The sequence below is a fragment of the Pseudoalteromonas sp. APC 3893 genome, assembly GCF_030408095.1.
Classification (GTDB): Bacteria; Pseudomonadota; Gammaproteobacteria; order Enterobacterales; family Alteromonadaceae; genus Pseudoalteromonas.
The window spans coordinates 32,562-58,064 of record NZ_JASDCD010000024.1 but is presented as its reverse complement, the minus strand read 5'-3'; the positions used below and the strand labels follow the sequence as shown (position 1 = coordinate 58,064).

The 25,503-nt window shown below is 40.6% G+C and carries 19 protein-coding genes and 2 pseudogenes; 14 read left to right on the top strand and 7 right to left on the bottom strand.

Annotated features, from left to right (window positions below; translation table 11 throughout):
* The first annotated feature begins 111 nt into the window (after positions 1-111).
* From rhuM to QMA12_RS19010, 10 genes are all read left to right on the top strand, one after another.
* The gene (gene rhuM, locus QMA12_RS19055; protein ID WP_356948031.1) at positions 112-687 is read left to right on the top strand and encodes a RhuM family protein; all 576 of its coding nucleotides are present in this window, start codon (positions 112-114) and stop codon (positions 685-687) included.
* 22 nt (positions 688-709) lie between these two features.
* The gene (locus tag QMA12_RS19050) at positions 710-1,747 is read left to right on the top strand and encodes a PDDEXK nuclease domain-containing protein (protein ID WP_290211081.1); all 1,038 of its coding nucleotides are present in this window, start codon (positions 710-712) and stop codon (positions 1,745-1,747) included.
* 29 nt (positions 1,748-1,776) lie between these two features.
* A complete protein-coding gene (locus QMA12_RS19045) occupies positions 1,777-5,055 on the top strand; it encodes a DEAD/DEAH box helicase family protein (protein WP_290211080.1) in 3,279 nt (1,092 codons plus the stop codon).
* Complete coding sequence (locus QMA12_RS19040; protein WP_290211079.1) at positions 5,048-6,793, top strand: SWIM zinc finger family protein; 1,746 nt, start codon at positions 5,048-5,050, stop codon at positions 6,791-6,793. Before QMA12_RS19045 ends, QMA12_RS19040 begins: the two co-directional genes overlap by 8 nt.
* A gap of 65 nt (positions 6,794-6,858) precedes the next feature.
* Positions 6,859-8,319: a DUF262 domain-containing protein gene (locus QMA12_RS19035; RefSeq protein WP_290211078.1), complete on the top strand. Its 1,461-nt coding sequence runs from the start codon at positions 6,859-6,861 to the stop codon at positions 8,317-8,319.
* A gap of 2 nt (positions 8,320-8,321) precedes the next feature.
* A complete protein-coding gene (locus tag QMA12_RS19030) occupies positions 8,322-10,349 on the top strand; it encodes a DUF262 domain-containing HNH endonuclease family protein (RefSeq protein WP_290211077.1) in 2,028 nt (675 codons plus the stop codon).
* Entirely contained in the window at positions 10,349-11,410 is a 1,062-nt protein-coding gene (locus tag QMA12_RS19025; protein ID WP_290211076.1) for a PDDEXK nuclease domain-containing protein, read from the top strand. Before QMA12_RS19030 ends, QMA12_RS19025 begins: the two co-directional genes overlap by 1 nt.
* Positions 11,411-11,608: 198 nt before the next feature.
* Positions 11,609-12,226, top strand: coding sequence for a hypothetical protein (locus tag QMA12_RS19020; protein ID WP_290211075.1), 618 nt, complete (start codon positions 11,609-11,611; stop codon positions 12,224-12,226).
* Positions 12,227-12,241: 15 nt separating this feature from the next.
* Positions 12,242-13,216 (top strand): WYL domain-containing protein, encoded by a 975-nt coding sequence (locus tag QMA12_RS19015; protein ID WP_290211074.1) that lies wholly within the window; start codon positions 12,242-12,244, stop codon positions 13,214-13,216.
* 73 nt (positions 13,217-13,289) lie between these two features.
* Entirely contained in the window at positions 13,290-14,387 is a 1,098-nt protein-coding gene (locus QMA12_RS19010; RefSeq protein ID WP_290211073.1) for a cell division protein FtsZ, read from the top strand.
* A gap of 103 nt (positions 14,388-14,490) precedes the next feature.
* Here QMA12_RS19010 and QMA12_RS19005 read toward each other — a convergent pair whose 3' ends face one another.
* Both QMA12_RS19005 and QMA12_RS19000 read right to left on the bottom strand, forming a co-directional pair.
* Complete coding sequence (locus QMA12_RS19005) at positions 14,491-15,159, bottom strand: hypothetical protein (RefSeq protein ID WP_290211072.1); 669 nt, start codon at positions 15,157-15,159, stop codon at positions 14,491-14,493.
* Positions 15,160-15,344: 185 nt separating this feature from the next.
* The gene (locus tag QMA12_RS19000) at positions 15,345-16,232 is read right to left on the bottom strand and encodes a LysR family transcriptional regulator (protein WP_290211071.1); all 888 of its coding nucleotides are present in this window, start codon (positions 16,230-16,232) and stop codon (positions 15,345-15,347) included.
* Positions 16,233-16,335: 103 nt separating this feature from the next.
* Between QMA12_RS19000 and QMA12_RS18995 the strand changes: the two genes are divergently transcribed.
* Positions 16,336-17,451 (top strand): FAD-dependent monooxygenase, encoded by a 1,116-nt coding sequence (locus QMA12_RS18995; protein WP_290211070.1) that lies wholly within the window; start codon positions 16,336-16,338, stop codon positions 17,449-17,451.
* Between the two features lie 50 nt (positions 17,452-17,501).
* Here QMA12_RS18995 and QMA12_RS18990 read toward each other — a convergent pair whose 3' ends face one another.
* From QMA12_RS18990 to QMA12_RS18975, 4 genes and pseudogenes are all read right to left on the bottom strand, one after another.
* Complete coding sequence (locus QMA12_RS18990) at positions 17,502-17,900, bottom strand: ribbon-helix-helix domain-containing protein (RefSeq protein ID WP_290211069.1); 399 nt, start codon at positions 17,898-17,900, stop codon at positions 17,502-17,504.
* Positions 17,901-17,928: 28 nt separating this feature from the next.
* Positions 17,929-18,312 (bottom strand): annotated as a pseudogene (locus QMA12_RS18985) (DJ-1/PfpI/YhbO family deglycase/protease); the annotation flags it as partial.
* A 253-nt stretch (positions 18,313-18,565) separates the two neighbouring features.
* Positions 18,566-18,748 (bottom strand): annotated as a pseudogene (locus QMA12_RS18980) (DJ-1/PfpI family protein); the annotation flags it as partial.
* 145 nt (positions 18,749-18,893) lie between these two features.
* Positions 18,894-19,796, bottom strand: coding sequence for a LysR family transcriptional regulator (locus QMA12_RS18975; RefSeq protein WP_290211068.1), 903 nt, complete (start codon positions 19,794-19,796; stop codon positions 18,894-18,896).
* Positions 19,797-19,923: 127 nt separating this feature from the next.
* Between QMA12_RS18975 and QMA12_RS18970 the strand changes: the two genes are divergently transcribed.
* From QMA12_RS18970 to QMA12_RS18960, 3 genes are read left to right on the top strand one after another with little or no spacing between them, the layout of a single operon-like run.
* Positions 19,924-20,556: an NAD(P)H-binding protein gene (locus QMA12_RS18970; RefSeq protein ID WP_290211067.1), complete on the top strand. Its 633-nt coding sequence runs from the start codon at positions 19,924-19,926 to the stop codon at positions 20,554-20,556.
* 60 nt (positions 20,557-20,616) lie between these two features.
* Positions 20,617-21,636 (top strand): kelch repeat-containing protein, encoded by a 1,020-nt coding sequence (locus QMA12_RS18965; RefSeq protein ID WP_290211066.1) that lies wholly within the window; start codon positions 20,617-20,619, stop codon positions 21,634-21,636.
* On the top strand, positions 21,636-22,355 hold the full coding sequence (locus QMA12_RS18960) for a Sir2 family NAD-dependent protein deacetylase (RefSeq protein ID WP_290211082.1): 720 nt from the start codon (positions 21,636-21,638) through the stop codon (positions 22,353-22,355). Before QMA12_RS18965 ends, QMA12_RS18960 begins: the two co-directional genes overlap by 1 nt.
* A gap of 140 nt (positions 22,356-22,495) precedes the next feature.
* Here QMA12_RS18960 and QMA12_RS18955 read toward each other — a convergent pair whose 3' ends face one another.
* The gene (locus tag QMA12_RS18955) at positions 22,496-25,435 is read right to left on the bottom strand and encodes a TonB-dependent receptor (protein ID WP_290211065.1); all 2,940 of its coding nucleotides are present in this window, start codon (positions 25,433-25,435) and stop codon (positions 22,496-22,498) included.
* Between the last annotated feature and the right edge of the window lie 68 nt (positions 25,436-25,503).

Genomic DNA, 25,503 nt, shown 5'->3' with positions numbered 1-25,503 from the left:
TCACGGCTTGCGTCGTGAAGGGCTTCAAGATCTATTTTTTGCTCTGTGGTCAATTCAATTTTTTTCATGTGGGTATCATGATCCTCATTACTGTAAAAATCAAGCACCTTCATTGATCACGGGTATATACGCTCATCAGAGAAGATATTTTGGCGCAAGGTATGCGATATTTACGCCACCAGCATTGATTACGACGGCAAAGCACAAACCAGTGTCGACTTTTTTGCTAAAGTGCAAAACAAAATGCATTGGGCTGCCCATGGTAATACTGCGGCAGAGCTTGTGTTTAAATGTATTGATGCCGACAAACCCCATTTAGGTTTAACCAGCTTTGCGGCCGCAGAGCCAACCCGCAAAGAGGTGGTTACAGGCAAAAATTATTTAAATGAGCAAGAGCTCGATACCTTGAATAGACTGGTTAACTCCTACTTAGAATTTGCAGAACTTCAAGCGCGTAACGGTAAACTAATGAAAATGGCAGACTGGGCAAGCAAGCTCGATGACTTTTTACGGCTAAGTGACTATGAAGTGCTTAACCATGCTGGCAATATTTCACAGGCGCAGGCTACTGAAAAAGCTAAACAAGAATACGATAAGTACCGCAGAGTAATTGATGCCCAGCCATCAAAGGTTGATTTAGACTTAGCTAATGCGCTAAAGCAACTGCAAGATAAGCCCAGTAGTTAACATTAAAAGTGGAAGGTGATATATGACAACTCAACAGCCAGCTATTGAACCTATGCTAATCGCAGACGTTGCAAGCCTAATTCACAGCGCCAAACTGCGCGCTGCGGTGGCGGTAAATAGTGAGTTGACGCTGTTGTATTGGCATGTAGGGCAGCGTATCAATCAAGCTATTTTGGGCGGTGAGCGTGCCGGTTACGGCAAGCAGGTGGTGAGTAATTTGGCCAAACAACTCACAATGCAATTTGGCCGAGGTTGGAGTCCCCAGCAACTTCGTCATTGTATGAAGTTTGCGGAGCATTTTATTGATGAGAAAATTGTCTCTGCACTGCGGAGACAATTAAGCTGGACGCACATTAAAACCCTGATTTATATTGATGAACCACTCAAGCGTGACTTTTACAGCCAAATGGCAATAACCGAACGCTGGTCAACTCGCACCTTAGATGAGCGTATTGGCGCTATGTTGTTTGAGCGTACTGCTATTTCAAAAAAGCCCGATGAAACCGTGAATGCTGAATTATCAGCGCTGCGTGAGCAAGGCAAAGTAAATGAAAGCTTATTGTTAAAAGATCCTTACCTGCTGGATTTTCTTGATCTCAATGACCGCTACTTAGAAAAAAATCTTGAAGATGCCATTTTACGAGACATCGAGCATTTTTTATTAGAGTTAGGCGCAGGATTTACTTTTATTGCACGACAAAAGCGCATTCAAATTGATGAAGACGATTTTTATATCGACTTGCTATTTTATAACCGCAAGCTTAAACGTTTGGTTGCTATCGACTTAAAAACTGAGAAATTTAAGCATGGCCATAAAAGCCAAATGGAGCTTTATCTGCGCTGGTTGGCTAAATATGAACAAGAAGCCGATGAACTGCCACCATTAGGTATTATTTTATGTAGCAGCAAAAAGCAAGAACAAATAGAGTTACTCGAACTCGATAAATCAGGTATTCATGTTGCAGAATATCTTACGGTATTACCGCCGATGGATGTGCTTAAAGCAAAACTTCATCATGCAGCTGAAGCAGCCAAACAACGCTTAGCGCAAGACAAATAACAAAATAAGAATAATAATAAGGACGAGCGATGAATGATGTAACCCAAGAACGGATTTTTCAACACGACATCATCAACCAAATGGTAGCCAATGGCTGGGTTGAAGGCACAGGTGCTGGCTATAACTGCGAAACCGCTTTGTATGAGCAAGATGCACTGACCTTTGTTAAAAACACCCAACCTAAAGAGTGGCAAAAGCTGTGTAAGGTGTTCCCCAATGACCCTGAGCGCCACTTTTTAGACGCGCTGGTGGCACAAATTAAAAAAGCCGATATAAATGCCACCGATAAAGCCTCACGCACCTATGGTGTATTAGGTGTATTACGCCATGGTTTAAAAATTCGTAATGCGCGTTTTGAGCTGTGCCAATTTAAACCAGAGCATAATCTAAACCCCGAAACCCTAGCGCGTTATGAGCAAAACACCTGCCGCATAGTGCAAGAGTTGGTGTATAGCCCGTATGCCAATGCTGAGCACTTAGCTGCAACAGGCAGCAAAGCCAAAAGTTGGCGTATAGATTTAGTGTTGTTTGTAAACGGCTTGCCCGTATCAACCCTAGAGCTTAAATCAGAATTTAAACAAGCGGTTGAAAATGCAATTAAGCAATACAAACAAACCCGCTTACCTAAAGACCCTGCGACTAAAAAACCAGAGCCACTACTTACCTTTAAGCGTGGTGCATTAGTCCACTTTGCTGTAAGCCAGTATGAAGTGTACATGACTACTAAGCTTGCAGGAGATGACACCTTCTTTTTACCCTTTAACAAAGGTACAAGCGAAGGTGGTGCAGGTAATGATGTACCTGAAGATACTAGCCGTTATGCAACCGATTACTTGTGGAATGAAGTATTAGTGCCTAAAAACCTGCTTAACATTTTAGGCAGCTTTGTACACTTACAAATAGAAGACAAGGAAGATTGGGAAGGGCGTAAATACAAAAAAGAAACGCTTATTTTTCCGCGCTATCACCAGTGGGATGTAGTAAGTAAGCTGATTGATGCGGCAATAGAAGAGGGCACAGGTAATAAGTATTTAGTGCAACACAGTGCGGGCTCTGGTAAATCAAACTCTATTGCATGGACAGCCCACCAGCTTTCTACCTTGTATGATGAGCGAGGTAATAAACAATTTCATTCAGTGATTGTTGTAACAGATAGAACAGTACTTGATGATCAGCTGCAAGATACTATTTATCAGTTTGAGCATGCAGACGGTGTGGTAGGGCGTATTAATAATAAAGAAGGTGATGGCTCTAAATCAGAGAAGCTCGCCAGCGCACTTGAAAACGCTCAGCCTATTATTATTGTAACCATTCAAACCTTCCCGTTTGTATTACGTGCTATAGAGAACAGTACTAGCTTAAAAGAGCGCAGCTATGCGGTTATTGCCGATGAAGCTCATTCATCACAAAGCGGCTCTACTGCTCGACAGTTAAAAGAAGTGCTGATGACTGAAGAGACTGACGATAATGTTGAGTTATCTTCAGAGGATATACTCGATGCAACCGTTGCAGCCCGCCGTGGTAGTGCAAACCTTAACTACTATGCGTTTACTGCCACACCTAAAGCAAAAACAATAGAGCTGTTTGGTCGATTACCTAACCCAGAGTTACCTCCATCAAAACAAAATAAGCCAGTGGCGTATCACATATATTCAATGCGCCAAGCAATAGAGGAAGGCTTTATATTAGATGTACTTAAAAATTACACTAACTATAAGGTGATGTATCAACTTGCTCAAAAAATAGAGGCGGCAGATGAAGAGGTTGATAGTAAAAAAGCAGCGGTAAAGCTTAACCAATGGGTGCGCTTACACGACCATAATATATCGCAAAAAGTTAAAGTGATTATTGAACACTTTAAAGATAACGTAATGGGTTTATTAGGCGGACAAGCTAAAGCAATGGTAGTAACTGGCTCACGTAAAGAGGCTGTACGTTATAAGTTAGCATTTGATAAATATGTAGCTGAAGCCCTAGCAGAGCAAAAAACAGGTTATTCGACAATACGCGCTATGGTGGCATTTTCAGGCGAAGTTGAATTTACTAAAAGCGATCCTGATAGCGCTGCATTTTTAGATAAAAAGTTTACTGAAAAAAATATGAACCCTGATCTTAAAGGCCGCGATATGCGCAAAGCCTTTGATAGTGATGATTACCAAGTAATGCTAGTGGCTAATAAGTTTCAAACAGGGTTCGACCAACCAAAGCTATGCGCTATGTACGTAGATAAAAAGCTAGGCGGCGTTGAGTGTGTACAAACTCTGTCACGATTGAATCGTACTTACCCAAGTAAAGCGCAAACAGGCACGTTTGTACTGGACTTTTTTAATGCCCCAGAAGACATACTCGAGGCATTTCAGCCTTACTACCAAACAGCAGAGCTTGCTGATGTTACTGACCCTCAGATTGTTTTTGATTTATTTGAAAAGCTGCGTGCTAGCGGCATATTTTTATGGACTGAGGTTGAGCAGTTTTGTGCAGCCTTTTTCACTAAAAATAAATCAAACGCGGCAATCAGCAATATTATTCACCCAGCTAAAGAGCGTTGGCAAAAGCGTTATGCATCTGCAATTGAGGCGTATATAAAAGCCAAAGAAATGTTTGAGCGCACCAAAAAAACAGAAGACGCAGTATTAATAGCTAACGCAGAAACAAGCTTTAAAGAGTGCAAACAAGAAAAAGACCGCCTAGAAATATTCAAAAAGGATTTAGGCAGCTTTACCCGCTTTTATGAGTTTATGTCGCAGCTGGTGGAATACGACGACAAAGAGCTTGAAAAGCTAAGCTTATTCGCCCGCCATTTACGGCCACTGTTACGTGAAAAAGTAGTAACAGAAGATGAACTTGATTTAGACAACGTAGTAATGAGCCATTACCGGCTATCAAAAATACGTCAGCAAGATATACAGCTAAAAGAAGGTGATCCTGATTACAAGCTAGAGCCAAGTAATGATGTGGGCAGCGCTAAAGCGAAAGATAAAAAAGAGGCGTTTTTATCGCAAATAATCGACAAGCTTAATGAAGTATTTATTACTGATAACCTAACAGATAAAGACATGCTTAACTATGCATTTACAGTACGCGATAAACTCAGCGAAAACGCCTCTGTAATGAGCCAGATCGCCAACAACAGTCCAGAGCAAGCTATGCTAGGTGATTTTCCGCAGGCAATGGACGACGCCATATTGGGCAGTGGTGACGCACACCAAGAACAAATGATGCAGCTACTGTCAGATCCTGTAAGAAACCAACACTTTCAGCGAGTGATATTTGATATGTTAAGAGGCTTTAAAAATTACCATGTTTGATTTAAATAATATACAACAACGCGCATCAAGCAAAACGTACGATCTTGGTTATGGCTTGTTTGCGTCAAACCATGTGAGTAATTTGCTTATTATTGATCACCAGATCATGGCAAGCGTGGCGGGGCAGTTTAAATACAAAGTCACTTTAGAAAATGACGCAGCTGGGCAATGTTTAGCAAGCTGCACCTGCCCTGCGGCCGATTATCAAGAAATATGCAAACACGCCATTGCCGTTGCGCTCAAAGTAAACAGTTTATCCGCAGCTGAACTCGCTGATGCAGATGCAAATGATGAAACAGCGCAAGACAATGAGCGCAGTGAACTCATCACGTGGTTTTTAGATAAACCCAGCGATGAACTGACCAATATTATCATGGATTTTTTAGACGAGTCAGAGCATGAATACGACAAGTGGTTAATGATGATGTCAAACGATAAACAAGCACTGGGTGTATGGGAGCTAAGTAAACTTATCACCAAAGCGTTGCCTGAAGAGCAAGTGTGGGATTGGAATGAAGTGAGTGGCTATTTTGCAGATGCAGACTCGCTGTTTGAATTGATATTTCCAGCAATAGCAAAACTGCCTGTAGAGCAGCAATGGCAGCTAAACCTTAAAGCCTTGGTACGTTTAAATGATGTGCTTGAGGGTATAGATGACTCGGGCGGCTTTCGCTATGAAATAGAGGGGCAGCTTAACCAAAACTTGAGCGAGCTATTTAATCAATTATCTTGGCCTGATGAGCAAAAAGCGCAGTGGATTTTTGAGCACTTTGCAGATTATAAATACGATGTATTCCCGAGTGTGCCGCATGACTTTAATATAACGCCAAGTGTAAATACCTTGTTTTTATCACAGTGTGCAACGGCAGTGGAAAAGCGCCTGCAAACAGGCGTTGATTTTGATGACTGGAAGCAAAAAAGTGCACTTACACGCCTTACATCGGTATTGATAGACCAAGCGCAAGAACAGGATGATTGGCAAGAGCAACTGCGTTTAATTAAACTAACAGCCCATGATTCAGATGATTATTTAAAAATAGCTGCGCTTTGCAAAGCGCGTAATGACTTATTAGATGCCGAGTATTATTTAAAGCAAGCGTATCAACGTGCACACAAACCGCACGAACTGCTTGCATGTAAACGTGATGAAATAGCACTTCGCCTTGAGTTATCAGAATTTAAGGCCGCATGGGCAATAGCGTGGCAGTTATTTGTTGATAACCCAAGTTTTAATGGCTTTAAAGATTTACAAACGCTACAACTAAAAACCGGCATCATTGACGCTGAGTTTACGCAAAAGGTAGATCAATTATTACTTTCTTTGTCAGATAAAGCGGCTAAATCAAACCAAGGTGCTTATCGCTTTACTAATTATCCGAGTGAGTTACTGGATTTTTATATTGATCAAAATGAAATAGAAAAAGCACGCTCATTAGCTGCAAAGCATGAGGTTAAGTCGAGCCAATTGATAACGTTGGCTGGTTTAATTATGGCGCAATATCCACAAGAGTCGATTGACTTGTATCACAAATCACTTCGCAACATCATTGGAAAAACCAACAATGATGCTTATCGTGAAGCAACTAATCTATTAATTAAAATAGAAAAAAACTTAAAAGACACCAACGCTGACTGCACGCTATTGTATGACATGATTGCCGCTCTCATTAAGGACTTTAAACAAAAACGCAATATGATGAAGCTATTGCGAGAGTATTTTCCTGAGTGTTTTAAATAAATAGTGATCGTAGACGATAAGGTTGTTTCTTATATGGTAATTTGTTTTAACTATGAGGAGGTGGTATGTCAGTTGAAGTTGCAAGTTGTACTTTAGCGCAGCTGTTCAGTAAAAAAGGTTTTATCAGTGCTAATAAAACTGAAATTCATGGCGAGTTAACCATACCAGAATATCAACGACCTTATCGCTGGACTGAGGTACAAATACAACGGCTATTACAAGATTTTAAAGACTATCAAGTTGATGAGCGTAACCGCTCTAGTGATGGGAGCTGTCCGTTTTATTTGGGTAGTATTATTTTGCATCAGCAAGGAAGCAAGTTAAACATTATTGACGGTCAGCAACGCTTAACAACCATGGCATTAATTGCCTACCTAACAGAAGAATTTAAAAGACTATCACTTCGCTATAAAGCGCCAGAAAGTCAACAACAAATTAAACATAACTTAGCTTGGCTAGCGAGTAAAAATTTACAGCTTAACGAAATTGATTTTTCAGCTATTCATATTACTTTAGTGGTGACAAATTCTGAAGATGAAGCTTATCGTTTTTTTGAAACACAAAATACCGGTGGTGTGCGCTTAAAAGGCCCTGATATTATAAAGGCGCACCATTTAAATGTAATAGATAAAAGCATGCCTAATAAAACTCGCCATTATGCCGAGTTATGGGAAAGCTTGAATGATATTAACCCCATCATAAAACTGCTGTTACGTGGACGGTATTGGGAATACTTAAATTTACGAAAAGACTTAAAAGACCCGACAAGAAAAACCATGCCGTTTCATCAACAAGAACGTCTTTTAGTTGATGCTGTTGTTGATGAGTTCTCTCCTAGTGCAACGGGAGATGATGTGGCTTTCGGGCGAGTTACCAGAACGTATTTAGATAATGGTGGCGAAGCGTTAATGCAACCACAAGTAGGATACGAATTACGCCAACCACTCAATAGCGGTGCCAATACCATTCGTTACCTTGAGTATTTTCAAGCATTAAGGCAGAAATACTTACTAAAAAATCATGACGATGAAGCGCTTTTTGCGTTTGACGAATTCTATCATAAGCTTGTTTGCAAACTTGATGGTTGTGCTTATTTAAAGCAGCTATTTGATGCTAGCTTATTACTTTATATCAGCCAGTTTGGACAGCAGCAGTTAGAAATTGCAGCAAAAAAGTTTTTTAGAGTGGTTTATTCTCGAAGAGTATCGAACCAAGTTGCCGTTAAAGAAAAGTCAATTCCCGCATTTTTAAAAGAAACGCCAATGTTAGATTGGATAGCGAAAAGCTATACCTCAACGCAGTGTTTTGATTTATTTGACCAGTTTGAACTCAATGTAAATCCTGATGGCATTATAGACGCCGAAAAGTCACCTACAAAACAAAAGTCGAGCACTAAACAAAACTTTATAAATAAAGTGATTAGTGCTTTTGCGTTGAGCGTTGAGCGTGATGTAACTAAAGCTGAATACGCTCAAGAGTTTGGTAATCGTTTTAGCCAACATATTAATTTATTAGGGAGAAAGTAATTTTGGATAGGCTATCAGTACAAACTGAATTACTCACTTTAGAAAAGGTTTTCAATGGTGGCTACCAGTTTTCAATACCTAGTTATCAACGACCTTATGTGTGGTCTGATGATGACGTATTATTACTATTTACTGATATTAAAACTGCTTGTGAGCGTTACCACTTGTCAGAAAAAAAAGAAGATAAGCATTACTTTATTGGCACCGTACTTTCTTCTAAATTACAAAGCAACACGGGTTTAGTTTATGAGTTAATTGATGGGCAGCAACGCACGACCACATTAATGTTAATTGCCATAGCGTTTAAAGCCGCTGGCGTTAAATCAAACCTTAATGAGTTAGCGGTTTATATGACTGAAACTGATAAGGCTATGCCTCGACTACAGTTTGCTATTCGTGATCAGGTACAACAGTTATTAGGTGGGCTTGCTGGACTTAAAGGTTATGAAAGACCATCGCAGGAAGTTATTGATAATAATGAATACCTTAAACAAATAGGAATTGCTTTAAAGGTATTAAGGGAGCATATAGAAACACCTGCGCTTGACAAAAATGAAGCCGAGAAATTAGCAGAGTATTTCTATAGCAATGTGCAATGGGTAAACAACATAGTGCCAGCGAAAATGGATTTAAACCGTTTGTTTGCCACTATGAATACCGCAGGTGTTCAGTTAGAGCAATCCGATATTTTAAAAGCGAAATTATTTAAACATATTAAATCGGATAAAGCTCAATATGATGCTATGTGGGTAGCTTGTGAGCACATGGAAAATTATTTTGAGCGCAATGTGCGTAAAGTATTCCCAGATGCAGATTGGGATAGTATTGAACCCGATAATTTAGCTGTGTTTGATAAAAAAGTTTTCTCTCACCCAGAACCACAACAGCAAAGTGATGACGAAAATGGTTTTAGTATCGATGAATTAAGCCAAATGCTAGCAAGCGGTAAAGCACCAGATAGCGTAAAACAACAGGTTTTTGAAACTTATGACTTAGATGTAGAAACAACTTATTGCCGCTCAATTATAAAGTTTCCTTTATTTTTAATTCATGCTTATCGCGTTTATTTAGCGATAAACGATGAATTAGATATTGAACCAAGGCTGCACAGTGATCGATTGCTGGAAATTTTTAATCCGCTTATTTATTCAGATGAAACAACCGTTAAAGCTTTCATTGAAATGCTGTGGCAGGTTCGTTATCAATTCGATGCGTGGGTTGTTAAGTGGGTCGAGCGAGACGACTCTCCAGAGGCTCATTTAGGGTTGACCTCTCAATCAGCAAGCCTATCTAAAGGTAAGCAATATATTAATCGTTCACCTAAACAGGTTAATGCGTTGACCTTATTACAAAGTGTTCGTAACTTCACGGGTGAAAGAAGCGCACAGTATTGGATTACACCATTTATTGCTGAGTTAATTAAAAATAAAGTAAGTGCCAAAAGGGGGGGGAAAGCTCTTAGGTTACTGGAGAGAATAGACAACCGAATGTCATTAGCTTTATGTTCTCAAAAAGACGCAAGCTTCAAACAAGCAAAATCCAAAAAGCCACCGCGAACTAGCTGGATTGAACAAGTAAAATACTTTGATGAAGCAAATGGAACTAGCTTTGAGCATTACTGGTTTCAAAAGCTTGAGTATTTACTTTGGAAACAAATTGATGACTCTAAATCTAGTTTAAGTAATTCAGAATTAGAAAAATTCATGAAATATCGTATTACCTCTAAAAACTCTGTTGAGCACGTATATCCACAACATGAGGAGTACCAAAATATGTTGGAGAGAGACTTCTTAGATGCATTTGGTAATTTAGTTTTATTAAGCCCTGGTGAAAACTCGTCATATAGCAACCAAGCAGTTAAGAAGAAGTTAGTCGATTTTGAAGCCAAGCCTCAGTATGACTCTTTAAAGTTAAAGGCTATGTTTAAACTGTTGAAAGAACAAAATGATTGGCAAAAAGAGCAAATAAAACAGCATCAAAAAGAAATGTTGAGTACGTTAGCAATGCATTATGGTGAAAAGGAGCATTGATGAGTAAAGTCACATTAGACCAAGATTATAAAAATTGGGTGCTTGAACTTAAGCGACAATTTCGCCAATCGCAGTTAAAAGCTGTTGTTAAAGTAAACAGTGAACTATTGCAATTTTATTGGCACCTAGGAAGTAATATTGTTCAAAGGCAACACATGACTAACTGGGGAGAGGGTTTTCTTACTCAATTAAGCCAAGACTTAATGGCTGAATTCCCTGATGTTAAAGGTTTTTCTCGTCGTAATTTAGAACTTATTCGCCAGTGGTACAGTTACTGGAGTCAAAACGAGGTAATTGCGCAACAGGCTGTTGCGCAAATTATTACGATTCCTTGGGGGCATAATCAAGTAATTATTAATAAGTGTGCAAACTTAGAAGAAGCTTTGTATTACGTAAAAGGAGTCAACGTTCATGGCTGGAGTCGAGCGGTACTTACTCACCAGATAGAAAGCGGTTTATACCAGCGAGAAGGGAAAGCGGTAAATAATTTTGAACATACCTTGCCACCAATGCAATCAGATTTAGCGCAACAGTCATTAAAAGACCCTTATGTTTTTGATTTTTTAACGCTAACTACAGAGTACTCTGAGCGTGATTTAGAACAAAGTTTAGTTAAGCATGTCACCCATTTTTTAATGGAGTTAGGCGCAGGTTTTGCGTATATGGGCAAACAAGTACCGATAAAAGTAGGTAAGCGAGACTTTTATTTAGATTTGTTGTTTTATCACACCCGCTTACACTGCCATGTAGTTATTGAGTTAAAAATCACTGATTTTGAACCAGAACATGCCGGTAAACTCAATTTTTATATTAAAGCCGTAGACGAGCAGTTACGCGGACCAAACGATGAACCTACGATTGGTATTTTATTGTGTAAAAACAAAGATAGTTTAGTCGCAGAGTATGCATTAAGCGATATAAATAAGCCAATTGGTGTATCTGAATACCAATTAACTCAATCTTTACCAGACAATTTAAAGCCAAACTTACCCAGTATTGAAGAAATTGAAGCTGAGTTATTGCAAGATTTTATTAACGATAAAAATAAAATCCAGCATTAAAAGGATGCATAATAGTGAAAAAACGAGCAAGCATTAGAGGCTGCAATAGAAAAAGCTCTGACGGGAGCTTGCCTAGAAGGCATTAAAACTGGTCTACAAACAGCTAGGCCTGATTTTGGTAACAACTTTTTAAGCTTGTATTTGTGTAACTCAATGTGGCGTAGTGATATTTTAAAAAATCAATTCAAAGGAGCAGTAATGACTAAAGCAACTAAGATACAAGTCCAGGATACAATTTTAGACTCAATTCAAGATAGTCTAGAAAAAGCGCATCAATTAACGGGGGTCACATACAGACAAATGCCAGAGTATTTTCTTAATGTGAGTATAGTAAATGCGTTATGTGATAAATTTCCAAATCTTGGCTATAGATTAGAGATACCAGTTCGAGAAGTATTAGGGACTTTTGGGCTTATCGAAACCAGCAACGATCAAGATTTAAGAATAGGTGGTAAATTTGACATAGCAATAATCAGTCGTAAATCAAAAAGAATAAGGCATGTTATCGAAGTTAAACGCTCCATTAGCCAAAAGGAATTGTTGAAAGAGGCAAAGAGGATTTATACTTTGGCAGATGCCGAACATGGATCTAAGCGTTTACAAACGGGCTATATCGTTAGTGTCCGGCGCCTCAAAGAAACCCTAAAAAGTACAAAAGCAAGTGATTTAATAGACAAGAGATTAGATTACCTTAGTACACAGCTAGAAGGTAAAGCAAAAGTTAGTGTTAGATATAGCTTATTAGAAGATGTGCAGCCATATGGGTTTGATGAGCACGAAAAGTTATTAATAAGTGTCTTCAGCATAAGTGTTTAACATACAGACTTCACAATGAAAGTTGCACGATATGAAGCAATCTTAAATTGTATACCTGTTAGGCCGTTACGTCGCTCAACTTCAGAGCTGAAAATTAAGCTTTCAACTCAAGGCTTTGAGCTTTCAATCCGCATGCTTCAACGTGACTTGCAATCACTCTACGATCAAGGTTGTTTTGGCCTTGAAAAAGACACGCGAAGTAAACCGTATGGCTGGTCTATCAATGCGCAGTGGCGAAGTAGCAACTCAAGAGTAATGAGTACCGAAGTTGCAGAGCATTATTTGCTGCTAGAGCAATTACTACCGCAATCTGTACCGAGCGATGTTAAACAGTCGGTACATATTAAAGCAGAGCAGGCGCTTAAACGTTTTAATGGGCATGTGCCTGACTGGCTTTCAACTCTGCCTAAGCCTTCGTTAAAAGTGAATATTGATAGCAAATTAGTTGCGCAAATTGAGCATGCGATTAAGCATAAGCGTGCAGTGAGCACTGAGCTTTATAGAGTACTTTACGATGAGGCGCATTGGTTAAAGTTTGCTGAATTAAGCTTTTATAACTTAGTTGAGCAAGGCGGCGTGTTGATGGCGCACTTTATGGTGGGCTCGCTTCACGATAAGTGCTACCAGATGCCGATTTATCGTATTCGCAATGTGCACATTTTGCAAAAAACACGACGAGAGCCAAGCATTGAGCAATTGAAATCGTTACGTAGTGCGATTAATAAAGGTATGAAGCAATCAGAGATTGAGTTAGTTGTGAAAGTACCCAGCCACTCAGCGGTTAATCAAGGTTTTGTTGAACTTGGCGAATTGATTGATAAGCAAAGTATCGATGAAAAAAATGTATTACTTACCTACCAAACTATTGATACCGAACAATTGACCGATGAGCTATTTAAATGTGCTCATTGGCTTGAAGTCATAAAGCCTGAGCAAATCAGGAAAAGAATCATCACAAAACTTAAAGCGGCTGCTAGTAACTATCAATAACGCTAATTAGTTTGGATGCGTCAATTTTTGACGCACCGGTTTGTTATGCTCCTTTAAAAGTTAAGGAGTAGTTATGTTTCAATTAATTGAGCAGCAAGATGGTTTATCTATTGGTGTATTTGGCATTGGAGGTTGTGGCTGTAATACGTTAAATAGTATTTATGAGCAGCGCGAGAGTAAACAAGCAAAGTTATTTAGTGTTAATACCGATAAAGTAGTGCTCGAACATACTCAAAGTGATGATGCCGTGCTGATTGGCGCTGAACTGACACATGGTTATGGCGCTGGTGCCGATCCTGAGGTTGGTTTACAAGCGGCGCAAGAAAGCAAAGATCAACTGTTAGCATTAATAAATAACTGCGATATTTTGTTGTGCGCAACAGGGCTTGGTGGTGGTACTGGTACCGGCGCCAGTCCTTATATCGCAGAGCTTGCTCATGAACAAAATAAGCCTGTGATATTTGTTGCAACGCTACCTTTTAGCAGTGAAGGGCAGTTTAGATCAAACGTTGCACAAGCAGGGTTGAACACTCTAAAAGAGTATGCCAATGCGGTGATCACTTTACCCAATGATCAACTTATTGAGGTTTTAGGCAATGATGTAGGCTTGTTTGACGCATTTAAACACTCAAACCAAATACTCCACTCACTAATTAAGTCATTGATCGATATGCTGTGCTATCAAGGTTTGATAAACGTTGATTTAAACGACTTTGCTAAAATCATGGATTGCCAAGGCGATGCTGTTTTAGGTGTGGGCAAATGTGATAGCGAAGATGAATTTACCACTGCACTTGACAGTGCCCTTAATAATCCCTTGGTTAATCAAGTGGATATGTCATCTAGCTCGGGCGTTATTGTGCAAGTTAATTGTAAAGAGGAGATTTCATTGGGCAGTTATAACCTCATCACCGACACGGTACGCCAACAAGTAAGCCCAAATGCGCTGGTGATTTGCGGAGTGTCTAAAATCGAGAATTTAGCCAGCAATTATGAATTGTTGATCATAGCGACAGGTGCGAGCGCAAAGATGGTTGTTGAGCAGCACGATAAAGCTGCAGATAGCGAATTAAAAAAGCCCGAAGCGATGATCACTCAACCTCAAGCCTCAGATATTTTTGATATACCCGCGTTTATACGTAATCAAGCCCCGCCGCCCAATGTAAATTAATGACACTGTATGAGCCGAATATCTACAGATTGAGCACAGGCAGCTGATGCTCAAGCCTGTACTTACATAAAGTAACTCAGGCTTGATAGGGGGTCATTTATTATTAATTTGCTTGGAATGTCACACTAGTAATATTGTAAGTGCTATCAACTTTATTGCCAGCAATCACGGCTTCACCGCTCACAGGGTAATCACTTGATACGACATATAAACCAGCTTGCTCGGTTTTTACTGTGATTTGACCGTCTTTGTTGGTTGTCATTTTTATTTGAGCTTTACTTGGCGTTAAAACGGTTACATCATGTTCAACAACAGGGGCGTTTTTATAGGTTAGGGTAAAAGTGTTGCTCTGTGGCTCTATAGGCACAAACTCAAATTCTACTTTACTTTGCGTATTACTTCGCCCCGCCTTTGCATATAACTTAGCGGCTTGCTGTTTAGGCGATCTCCAGAATTGCCATGTAGGTACTTCTTCGAGATCCCATGGCTGCCATAAGTCATCAACTGTAGCAAGTATATCGCCATTATGAGCAACATTTGCGCTCCAGTGAGTTGCGTGTTGTGTGATAGGAAAGGAGGCTTCTTTTTCATTAATATAGATTTTTGTATTTTTTAGACCTGCAATTTTATCACCAGATTCCGGCTCTCCTGGCTCACCTAAAAATAGTTTAACATGCGTATTGTTATGCTTTTCTAACCAAATTTCATGTGCTTGTAGATTACTTGCGCTAAGCAATAAAAATAATGTAAGAGGTGTAGCGATGCTTTTCATTTTAACTCCTTGTTAAGAATTGATTAGAGTAAACCTGAGGTGGTTTATAAATTAGGTGCATGCGAACTATATGGTAACGCATAATTAAATGCAAATAATTATCAATTACTTTTGTTGTGGGATCCAAAATATACCAAGGTTGTTTTTATACTTCCGTGTTTAGCTTGTGTGTACAGCACGTAACTTTATTGCAGTGTTGCGCATTTAGACTTTAAAAATTCTAAAAAAACTTTCACCTTCTCGAGCGGGTATTTTCTGCCTGCATAGAATGCATATAGCACCAGATCTTCTGGCTCATGGTCGAGTTTAATGTTGATCAATGAACCGTTGTCTATATGTTCTTGGCATGCATGAATGGGCAAAATTGCATAGCCTAATCCTTTAAGTGCAGCGGCTTTGGCCATATTGCCACTGTTTACTTTAAAGTTTGATTTTACGTGCGCTGTTTGCTGCTGTTTAAAGCGCCAGGGCATGCCCTGCAGTACAGATAAACTCGTAATACAGGGGACTTTAGTTAACTCATCTAACGAGCGCGGTACAGGTATATTGTTGATTAATTGTGGTGCGCCAACAATGCAACTGGGCCAGCGCAGCAGCTCTTTAGCGATCCAGCCTGAATCATCTAAAGGTCCGCGGCCAAAGCGTAGCACTATATCAAACCCTTCTAGCAACCCTTCACTAGGGTTTAATTGTGTATCACAACTTAGTTGTATTTGTGGGTGCAAAAAACAAAACTCGACCATTATTTCGGCTAAAAAAGGCAGATCAGGCATGATGATTTTAAGGTGCCCAGTAAGAGACTCGCCTTGCAAAGATAGCTCTTCTAGCGAGTCATCCATCGCTTGTGTCAGTGGGGTGATAGATTGGTAAAGCTGTTTACCCGCTGTGGTTGCCACCATTTTTCGGGTGGTACGTTGTAATAATCTTAAATTAAGCTGCTTCTCTAATAACGCGACATGACGGCTGACATTCGATGTAGGTAATTGCAATTGCTCGGCAGCGAGTTTAAAGCTCAATTGTTCATAAACGCATTGAAAACTGATTAACCATTGCAGTTCGATTTTATCTATCATTCATTAACTCAAAATATGGGATTAATAACGCAATTATTACTAATTTATCTTAAAAAATGACTTTGTGATAATGGTTATTCAGTTAATTTTTGAGGTAAATAATATGAACGGTAAACGAATTGCTATTGTGGGTGCGGGTATCGGTGGTATAGCGCTGGCTATTCTTGCTACACAAAAAGGGTATCAGGTGAGCTTATTTGAGCGCGATAGTAAAATCTCGACGATTGGTGCGGGGGTCACATTATGGCCTAATGCAATGTTTGTGTTACAACAAATGGGTGTGCATGAACAGATCCAAGCACTCGGTGGTATGCCTATGAATATGCGTCAGTTCGATCAGTATGGCGCAGTGCAAAATGAATTTGATATTGCGAAAATAAATACACTGAGTGGCTTTTCTAGTGTCAGTATTTTGCGCCGTGATCTTATGAGTGTGTTGGACCGCACATTAGCTGATTTAGGGGGAAACATACATTTTAACAGCGCAATAACCGTATCAGAGATTGCTCAACTAAAACAAGATTTTGATTTAGTGGTGGGTGCAGATGGGCGAATGAATTCTGTGGTAAGGCAATTCTTATATGCTGAAAAAGTGGCTCCTCAGTATCAGGGGTTTATTAATATTATTGCGATTAGCAAGTTAAAGCAGGGCACTTTAGATAATGTGATCCATGATTTTCGTGCAGCTGGCGAGCGCTTTGGTATTGTACCTATTACAGCTGATCTTTATTATTGGGCCGCAGGGTGGAGTGCAGATATTGATAAAACACGGCCGCTCTGTGATTGGTATGAGCAAATGCATCAGCGCTTTTCAACTTGGCCAGATGCAGTGCAACAGGTACTTAAATCTTATGATAAAGAGTCACTCAAGTTAATTTTTGTACACGATATTGACCGTTTGCCATATTGGCACCAAGACAACGTGCTTATTATTGGCGATGCGGCTCATGCTCCTTTACCTACTTCAGGCCAGGGGGCGTGTCAGGCGTTGGAAGATGCTTGGCATCTTGTTCGGGTTTTAGAAAAGCATGATGATTTAGAGCTCGCTTTAACGACGTTTTATCAACAACGTATAGATAAAGCCTCAACCTCTCAATTAGTTGGTCGGCAAGTCGCGCAGCAAATTTTTACTAGCAAAGCGCATAATAATGAGGCGCCAGCTTTAGGTATTTCTGCTCAGCAGTTGGTAACGTTATGGATGCAGGGGTTAGATAACTAACGGCCTTTGCTGGTTTTGACATTAACCGCTATGGCTATTTCCAAACAAAATTAGTTGATAGATGACTTTGATGTATCAACACCAAAGCGGCTTTTACGTAGAGCTGTGCGAAGTTGTTCTTGTTCAAGCACACTTTGAGCATCTACGTCATTGAGGGCTTGGTTATCTTCTCTGGCTAGATCTCCGTCTGCGACCAGCGATAAATAACGTGAGCAGCAGACCCGTAAAAATGAGGTGAAGTTGCCAATATCATGATCAGCATCAAGGGATTCAAGATAGAGTTTAGTGATCATTTGATTAACGCTCATCTGATCGCGAAACGCGACTTCTTCTAAAATATCCCAAAAAAATTCCTCGAGACGAATGGAGGTAACCACCCCATCAATGCGCAAAGATTTAGTACGGCAAGTCCATAATTGGCTGTCGGCATTGATAAATAGTTGGCACATAGGTTACCTCTTGAGGCTGCGATTTAGATTATAATAATGCCACAAATTGCTTAAGCATGGCAGGATGCGCAGGCCAAGCTGGGGCAGTCACTAATTTAACATCGGTAATTGCGCCATCCATAGGTAATTCAACATATTCTGCACCGGCCATTTTTACTTCAGGCTGGCATGCAGGATAGGCAGATACTTTTTTACCTTCAATGACCCCGGCTGCTGTAAGTAACTGTGGACCGTGGCAAATAGACGCGATGGGTTTATCGGTTTTGGCAAAGTGTTGAATTATTTCGATCACTTTTGCGTTTAGGCGTAAATATTCAGGGGCACGGCCACCGGGTAAATATAGAGCGTCGTAATCTGCTGCATTAATATCAGCAAATGTCGCATTGAGCGCAAAGTTATGACCACGTTTTTTGTATACCCAAACCACCTCAAGATGCGAGTTTCAGTTGGAATTAAAAGCGATATAGGCAAGGCATTGATTGCAAGTAATAGTGGTTCTATTGTTAAAATCAATAACGCAGTATAAATCGCTTTTAAACCAACCCTCTGGGCGCTTCACAGGAACTTACTCTCATCGTTGTTACTTCTTAAAAGGGAGTGCCATTCCTGCAAAGTAACGCCTTGATATTAAGCCCCTGTGAAACGCTGAATTCTGCATCTTGAGGTGGCTTGGGTATATAGGTTTGGTCGCCTTCAAAATCATGAATAGACGTTGCGATAGTATCACCCGCTTTTTTATCAGGGCAGACAGCATCAACCTCGTGACCCATTGCGAGCAATGCCTGAAATGGCACCATGTTTTCATAGTCTTCTACAAAATCACCGGTGAGCATAAGTACTTTAGCCATTTGTTGCTCCTTACATAGACATGTTAGTTAAATTTAGATTTACTACTTGCCCAGTTAATCACGCAAGCTAGGCAAAAGGGTAGTATAGGAATACTACGGTGGGGAATTACTTTTGAAGCAAGCATTTTTTTGATCATTAGTGAGGTTATTCAATGGCGCTTGATTCGATAATATCGTGTTGCCAACGCTGGGCTAAAAAATCGATAAATGCTCTGACTACATTTTGCTGATAGCTACGTGATAAGTAAACGGCCCATAAATGGTTTCCCGGGGTAGAGTAGTTAGGCAGTACTTTTACCAATTGCTTGGTTTGCAAATACTCGTGTGCCAAATGATAAGGTAAATTTGCAACCCCCATCCCTCTGATTGCTGCCTTGCATAGCACCGACATGTCATTGGCGTTAACATTACCCTTTACGACGATTTTTTCATCCGAATTCTCACCTAAAAAATGCCATGTTGAACTACCACTGTGCAATAAACAGTTATGCTGTAATAAATCTTGTGGAGTGGTTATGTTGCTCTTGCCAGATAAATAGTCTGGGGATGCGCATATGACTGTATTTATAAACATTAATTTACGCGCTATGAGTTGCTCATCGGGCTGGTGAATATAACGCAAGGCAATGTCTATTCGTTCATCTACCAGTTGCGATAAGCTATCAGAGAGCACCAGCTGGAAATGTGTATTTGGGTGCACGCCAACAAATTCTTCGATTGCATCAAACAGCATGTTTTGCCCAATACCAATAGGCGCTGCCACCCTAATTGTGCCGACTAGCTCGTTATTATGGCTATGGGCTCTACTTTGCAAATCCGATACGGTACTGAGTATTTGTTTACAATAAGCAAGTGCTTCTTCGCCTTGATTGGTTAAACTGACTTTACGTGTGGTGCGATGAAATAACCGCAAACTCAGCCACTGCTCAATGTCTTGTACGTGGCGGGTGACTTGTAAGCGGCTTAGTTCTAAGTTGTCTGCTGCTTTTGTAAAGCTGCCACAGCGGGCAACTTCAACAAAGCTTTGGATTGCAATTATTTTGTCCATTAGTATCCTAAAATGAACTAATGTGTATCGATAAGGTTTATTTATCATCAATTAGTAAGCAAGTAAACTGATTATCAACAACTGAGGTTACTTAGTTAGATGATAAATACTTTTTAAGGATACAGATATGAACATTACTATTTTAGGCGCAACGGGTTGGATTGGTGGTGAGATCACTACACAAGCGTTACTTCGTGATCATCAAGTAACTACAATTGTCAGAAATCCTGATAAATTAACCGCTGAAAACGTGACGCTAAATACGTTCGATTTGCGCTCAGATGACGATATAGCCCCTTTAGTTACTAGTGCTGATGTGGTGATTGCCTCAATTGGCGGACGAGCAGCGGGTAACCATGAATTAGTAGCGCAAACGGCCAAGCGCTTATTAACGGCACTGTCAGGTAGCAGTACTCGTTTACTGTGGGTTGGTGGGGCAGGCAGTTTAGAAACTGCACCCGGTGTTACATTAGTATCATCAGCTGATTTTCCTGCAGAATATAAAGCTGAAGCACTGGCACAAGGTGAAGCTTTAGAGATATTCAGGACGACCAATACAACTACGCAATGGACGTTTGTAAGCCCAGCTGCAGTTATTTACCCCGGTACGAGTGAAGGTTCGTACCGTATTGGTGGCGATGCGTTTTTCACTAATGAGCAGGGTGAGAGTAAAATATCGGTTACAGATTACGCCATTGCTATGATAGATGAAGCGCAAAATGCCGCGCATATTAATCAGCGCATCAGTGTGGCCTATTAAGTTTTTTCCAAAGGCACATAAATGTTACTCTTAATCATCAACAGATTATGAATGATATTTATGAGCCTACTTTTTTCCCTTGCCTTGGCAAGCTTACCCGCCTTACCAGAGCCTGTTGCAAATAATGCCGTCGCAAAAGTGATTGTGAATGAACAAGCGTATTTTTTAAGCTTTATGGGCTTAGGTGCAAATAAAGATCACCGCAGCGTGCATAACAAAGTATGGGCTTTGAAGCTTGGTGATAAACAATGGCAGGAAAAATCACCAGTCCCTAGTAGTTTGCAACCCAAAGGGCGTTTAGCGAGCACCGCTGTTGGATTAGGTGAATATGCTTATGTGTTCGGTGGCTATACAGTAAATAGTGATCACACAGAAATATCTAGCCCAGATGTCTATCGTTATGATTTAAAAAATGACCGTTATACTCAACTTGCCAATATGCCTGTGCCTGTAGATGACAGCGTCGCATTGAGCTATCAGCAGCGTTATATCTATTTAGTGAGTGGCTGGCACAATGATGGTAACGTTAATTTAGTGCAAGTATACGACATACAAACAGATACATGGCAGCAAGCCTCGCCGTTTTTAGGTGAGCCGGTATTTGGCCAAGCAGCAGCCATTAGTGGCAATACCATTGTTATTTGTGATGGCGTTAAAACTCAAGCGAATGCTGATAAACGCCGCTCCTTTGCCGCGGTTGCGCAATGCTTAAAAGGCACGATTAATGAGAGTAATCCATTAAAAATTGATTGGCGTACTTTGCCACATCCAACAGGCACTGCTCATTACCGTATGGCTGCAAGTAGTTATAATGGCGCTATTTATATGCTTGGTGGTTCAGCCAATCCGTACAACTATAATGGCATGGGTTATAACGGTAAGCCTGCACCCGCAAGCAGCCACGTATGGCGCTTTGATATAGCGAATAACCGTTGGAAAATACACTCGTCGCTTAAAACTCCAAGCATGGATCACCGTGGTTTACTTGAGCATGGTGGCATCTTATATCGCATTGGTGGCATGGATAATCAACAACAAGTAACCACTAAGGTGCTTGGCGATAAAGTAGAAGAGCTATGATGAACACACTTTATATAACAGGCGCGGGTGTGAGCGCCGCTAGTGGCATTCCTACTTTTCGTGGTGAAGATGGCTATTGGACTATTGGCAGTAAAAATTATACGCCGATGGAAATGGCCACTCGCGCAATGTATGAAAATAACCCAAAAGAATTTTTAGCGTGGTATTACCATCGTTTTGCTACATACCGTAATCATGGCCCTAATGAAGTACATCATTGGCTCAGTGATAAAAACTTAATCACGCAAAACATTGATGGCCTAGATGGCAAAGCAGGCAATATAAATTACATTGCCATTCATGGCCGCTTAGATCAAATGACGCTGTTTCACCATCAGGGCGATGAGGTAATACCACAAACCACACCTTGGGATAACGTAGACGAAAGCCGTTTACACGATTCGCTACTTGAATTGTTTAAAATTGAAAACCACCAGCCGCTACTCAACCAATCGTTCAAGCCTTTTGTGTTGCTATTTGATGAGTATTACACCGAGCTTTACCGCATCAGTGAAGCGCAACAACGCATGGCTGCTGCCGATAAAATAGTATTTATAGGCACGTCGTTTAGCGTCAATATCACGCAAATGGCACTGGATATTGCTCGTAACTACGATATCCCTATTGAAGTGGTTGATCCCGAGCCTGCACATGTTATGCACCCAAATGTCAGTTATAAAAAAATGAGGGCATTGGAGTATATTCAACAGCAGGGATAAGTAAAAAACCAGTACAGCGTTATTAACAGTACTGGTTTTTGTATTTGGCAAAACAGCGCTGTGCTGTTTATAAAAAACTTACTCTCATTCTGTATTAAGCTTTTATCTTCTGGGCAGAAGTGTACCAAATTGGTTTACAATTAAAAGCGAGTACGAATACCAAAGGTAATACGGCGTTCAAAGATGTTTTGAGTGATCACATGATCTGACCATTGCGCATAAATATCTTCTTTTTCCTCGGTTAAATTACTCACTGAAGTATAGATGCTCATGTCCTCTGCAAACTCATAGCCGGCATACATATCAAAATATAAAGTACTGTCGGTCCAAAATGGCATTACCCCTTCACCCATTGGTGAGCTTAAGCTGTCTAAACGATCGCTACGGTAATTAGCTGCAAGGCGCAGTTGTAATGGGCCTTTTTCGTACCAAAGCACAGCGTTTGCTGATTTCTCTGAGTTATCTTGAATTGGTAAACTTTCACCGTATACGTCAACGTTAGCGCTGTCACTTGGCGCATAAGTAAAGTTAACTGACGTTCCTAAGCCATCAAATGGTGCCGGTAAAAAGTCAAATGCTTGCTGATAAACCACTTCAAAGCCTTTAATGTCACCTCCTTGGCCATTAATTTCAGTACTTACCGGTACTTCACGGCGAGTAACGCCATCAATATCAGGTAGCCCTTGCATAACAATGCCATTTTCAACAAATGATTCTATGTCCATTAAAAAGGCTGAAATACTAAGTAAGCCACTTTCGTTAAAGTACCATTCGGCTGATAAGTTATAGTTTGTAGCGCGCCATGGCTCTAGATCAGGGTTACCATTTTGTGTGCCTTGTACCGCAACAAGCAAGTCAGGGCTAACGCCAAGTTCGGCGGCAAGTACGTCACCAGCACGAGTTCGACCAACACTCACACCACCGGCGAGTTTACCAATATCGAGCGTAGTCATGGTCTTACCGTAACCTGCACGTAAAATCACGTCATCTGTAACGTTTAAATTAAAGTTCATAGATGGTAAAAAGTCTGAATAATCTCTGTTAAGCCATTTTTCACCGGTTTTTTCACTCGCCGTACATAACGAACAAGGGCGCTCTGAACCGAGTTGGTTTTGTAGCATATCAAGTTCAGTTTTAATGTATTGCGCACCAATATTAGCGGTATAACTCAAATCCCCCAATTCGCCAGCAAAGTTCGCTTTAAAGTAGGCGGTTTGTGTTTGCTCTTTCACTTGATAAGTACGAGATGGATTAGCCAAGCGTTTATTACCTGGGTAAATAGCATTTTGGAATGCCATTGGATCGTCCATCACTTTAGGATCTACTAAATAAAAGCTATGTCCTGAACCGCCAGGACCTAAACCATTTACTTGATTAACCCAACCATCAGGCATATCACTAAAAAACTGAGTGCTACCTAAGGTTAGGTCGCCGCCCGCGACGCTATTTTCACCGTCGCCGTTAGTATCGCCCAATGAAGCGCCAGAATCTTTCCACATTACATCGGCACTAATATCACCGGTAGTAAAAGGTGCTACCAAAGTATAGGTTTCACGCTCAACATCTCGTTTTGATGCCCGCAGACCAAAATCAATATTTTGTAGGTGATCTACTTCAAAGGCATAATGGCCATCGATACGGGCAACATCAAGTGTGGCTTCTTCTTCAAAGTTATTTTCAGAATAGGTTGATACAAGGTTATATTGGCTTATATCATTGCCAAAATCTTCAGGAAAACCAAGGGTGAGGTATTCGCCGCTGCGTGAAAAGCTCACATCAACTTCTTCTGGGCCGTAACCATTGGGGTTAACAGGGGTAATGCCATCGCCATGATTTTTCAGTAAACCATGTTGCGCTCCTGAGGTCAAAAAGCCATGGGCAACGTTTTCAGTATGGCTGCGCTCTGCCGAGCCATGAATATACCTAAATTCGCCAGAAAGTGGCCCATCACCTTGGTATTCGAATAAAAAACTGGCATTGGTTGATTCGCGATCGTTAGTTAAGCTTTCGGAATAGGCACTAACACGGCGAACTTTTAAGTCTGCTTCGTTGACTGTGTATATTTGTCCGCCCTGATCATTATCTAAACGGGGAATAAAATTATCAGAATACGCCCAAATAGACCCCCGGGCATTATCAACCATCACTCCTTGTTTGCGGTCAGCGTCATCCATTTTTGTATAAAACAAATCACCGGTAAAAGTCAGTGTATCGGCAATTTGATATTGAATGGTGGTATTTAAACCTAGGCGATCACGCTCGGTTTCACGGTCCATCACACCATAAAAGCGTTGGCTATAAAAGCTGTCGTTAAAATCACCGTCACCGTTAAAATCGCGGTCGGTTTCATTTTGTATTTCAGAAGAAGTTAAAATGGTGCCGTTGCGGTAATTTGCTAGGGTGCTTTCGTCATAAGCGGCTGTGACAATAATACCAAATTTGTCATTGTTGTAGCCGGCAAACGCCACCAGTTTAGGATCGGTTTGCTCTGATAAACTGCCGCGTGTGGCTTCCCCTGTCAGTGAGAAGGTAGTGCCTTGGTCAAGATCAAAGGGTCTGCGTGTTTTTAAATCTAACGTACCTGAAATACCACCAGCTAGCGTGTCTGCTTGCGGTGATTTAAGCACGTCGATACCTGAAAGTAATGCGGCTGGTACATCGGTAAAATCGGGTTGCAGAGTGGTAATTGAACCTGCACTTAAAAACTGCTCACCATTTAAAAGAGTGGTTACTTGCGGCATACCACGTACGTTAATGGTAGAGCCTTCGCCAGCGGAGCGACGAATTTGTATTCCAGGGATACGCTGCAGCGTATCGGCAATCGTTACATCGGGCAGTTTACCAATGTCTTCAGCGGTAATTGAGTCCATTACCCCAGTGCTAAACCGTTTGTTGTTAATATCTTGTTTGTTACTGGCAGCAATACCACGTACTTCGATGGTTTCTATTGCATCATTTGCAACTGAACTTTCATCAGCGGCAAGCACCCCAAAGCTGGTATACCCACAAAGAATAGTGGCTACTGTTTTTGCTATTACGCTCCTGTTTAGCGTGGCTTGGCGACGGTTTTTAATATTCATGTTGATGTACCTCATCCTTTATTTTTAAACGTTAATTATTATTTTCTGTTAATTTGTAACACATGTTG

Bases quoted from the DNA above. Each gene is read 5' to 3' on its own strand.
- QMA12_RS18965 (WP_290211066.1), top strand. From the start codon at position 20,617: ATGAGCCTACTTTTTTCCCTTGCCTTGGCAAGCTTACCCGCCTTACCA.
- QMA12_RS19025 (WP_290211076.1), top strand. From the start codon at position 10,349: ATGAGTAAAGTCACATTAGACCAAGATTATAAAAATTGGGTGCTTGAA.
- QMA12_RS19050 (WP_290211081.1), top strand. From the start codon at position 710: ATGACAACTCAACAGCCAGCTATTGAACCTATGCTAATCGCAGACGTT.
- QMA12_RS19035 (WP_290211078.1), top strand. From the start codon at position 6,859: ATGTCAGTTGAAGTTGCAAGTTGTACTTTAGCGCAGCTGTTCAGTAAA.
- QMA12_RS18970 (WP_290211067.1), top strand. From the start codon at position 19,924: ATGAACATTACTATTTTAGGCGCAACGGGTTGGATTGGTGGTGAGATC.
- QMA12_RS18960 (WP_290211082.1), top strand. From the start codon at position 21,636: ATGAACACACTTTATATAACAGGCGCGGGTGTGAGCGCCGCTAGTGGC.
- QMA12_RS19015 (WP_290211074.1), top strand. From the start codon at position 12,242: ATGAAAGTTGCACGATATGAAGCAATCTTAAATTGTATACCTGTTAGG.
- QMA12_RS19045 (WP_290211080.1), top strand. From the start codon at position 1,777: ATGAATGATGTAACCCAAGAACGGATTTTTCAACACGACATCATCAAC.
- QMA12_RS18995 (WP_290211070.1), top strand. From the start codon at position 16,336: ATGAACGGTAAACGAATTGCTATTGTGGGTGCGGGTATCGGTGGTATA.
- QMA12_RS19005 (WP_290211072.1), bottom strand. From the start codon at position 15,159: ATGAAAAGCATCGCTACACCTCTTACATTATTTTTATTGCTTAGCGCA.
- QMA12_RS18990 (WP_290211069.1), bottom strand. From the start codon at position 17,900: ATGTGCCAACTATTTATCAATGCCGACAGCCAATTATGGACTTGCCGT.
- QMA12_RS18975 (WP_290211068.1), bottom strand. From the start codon at position 19,796: ATGGACAAAATAATTGCAATCCAAAGCTTTGTTGAAGTTGCCCGCTGT.
- QMA12_RS19040 (WP_290211079.1), top strand. From the start codon at position 5,048: ATGTTTGATTTAAATAATATACAACAACGCGCATCAAGCAAAACGTAC.
- QMA12_RS19020 (WP_290211075.1), top strand. From the start codon at position 11,609: ATGACTAAAGCAACTAAGATACAAGTCCAGGATACAATTTTAGACTCA.
- QMA12_RS18955 (WP_290211065.1), bottom strand. From the start codon at position 25,435: ATGAATATTAAAAACCGTCGCCAAGCCACGCTAAACAGGAGCGTAATA.
- QMA12_RS19010 (WP_290211073.1), top strand. From the start codon at position 13,290: ATGTTTCAATTAATTGAGCAGCAAGATGGTTTATCTATTGGTGTATTT.
- QMA12_RS19000 (WP_290211071.1), bottom strand. From the start codon at position 16,232: ATGATAGATAAAATCGAACTGCAATGGTTAATCAGTTTTCAATGCGTT.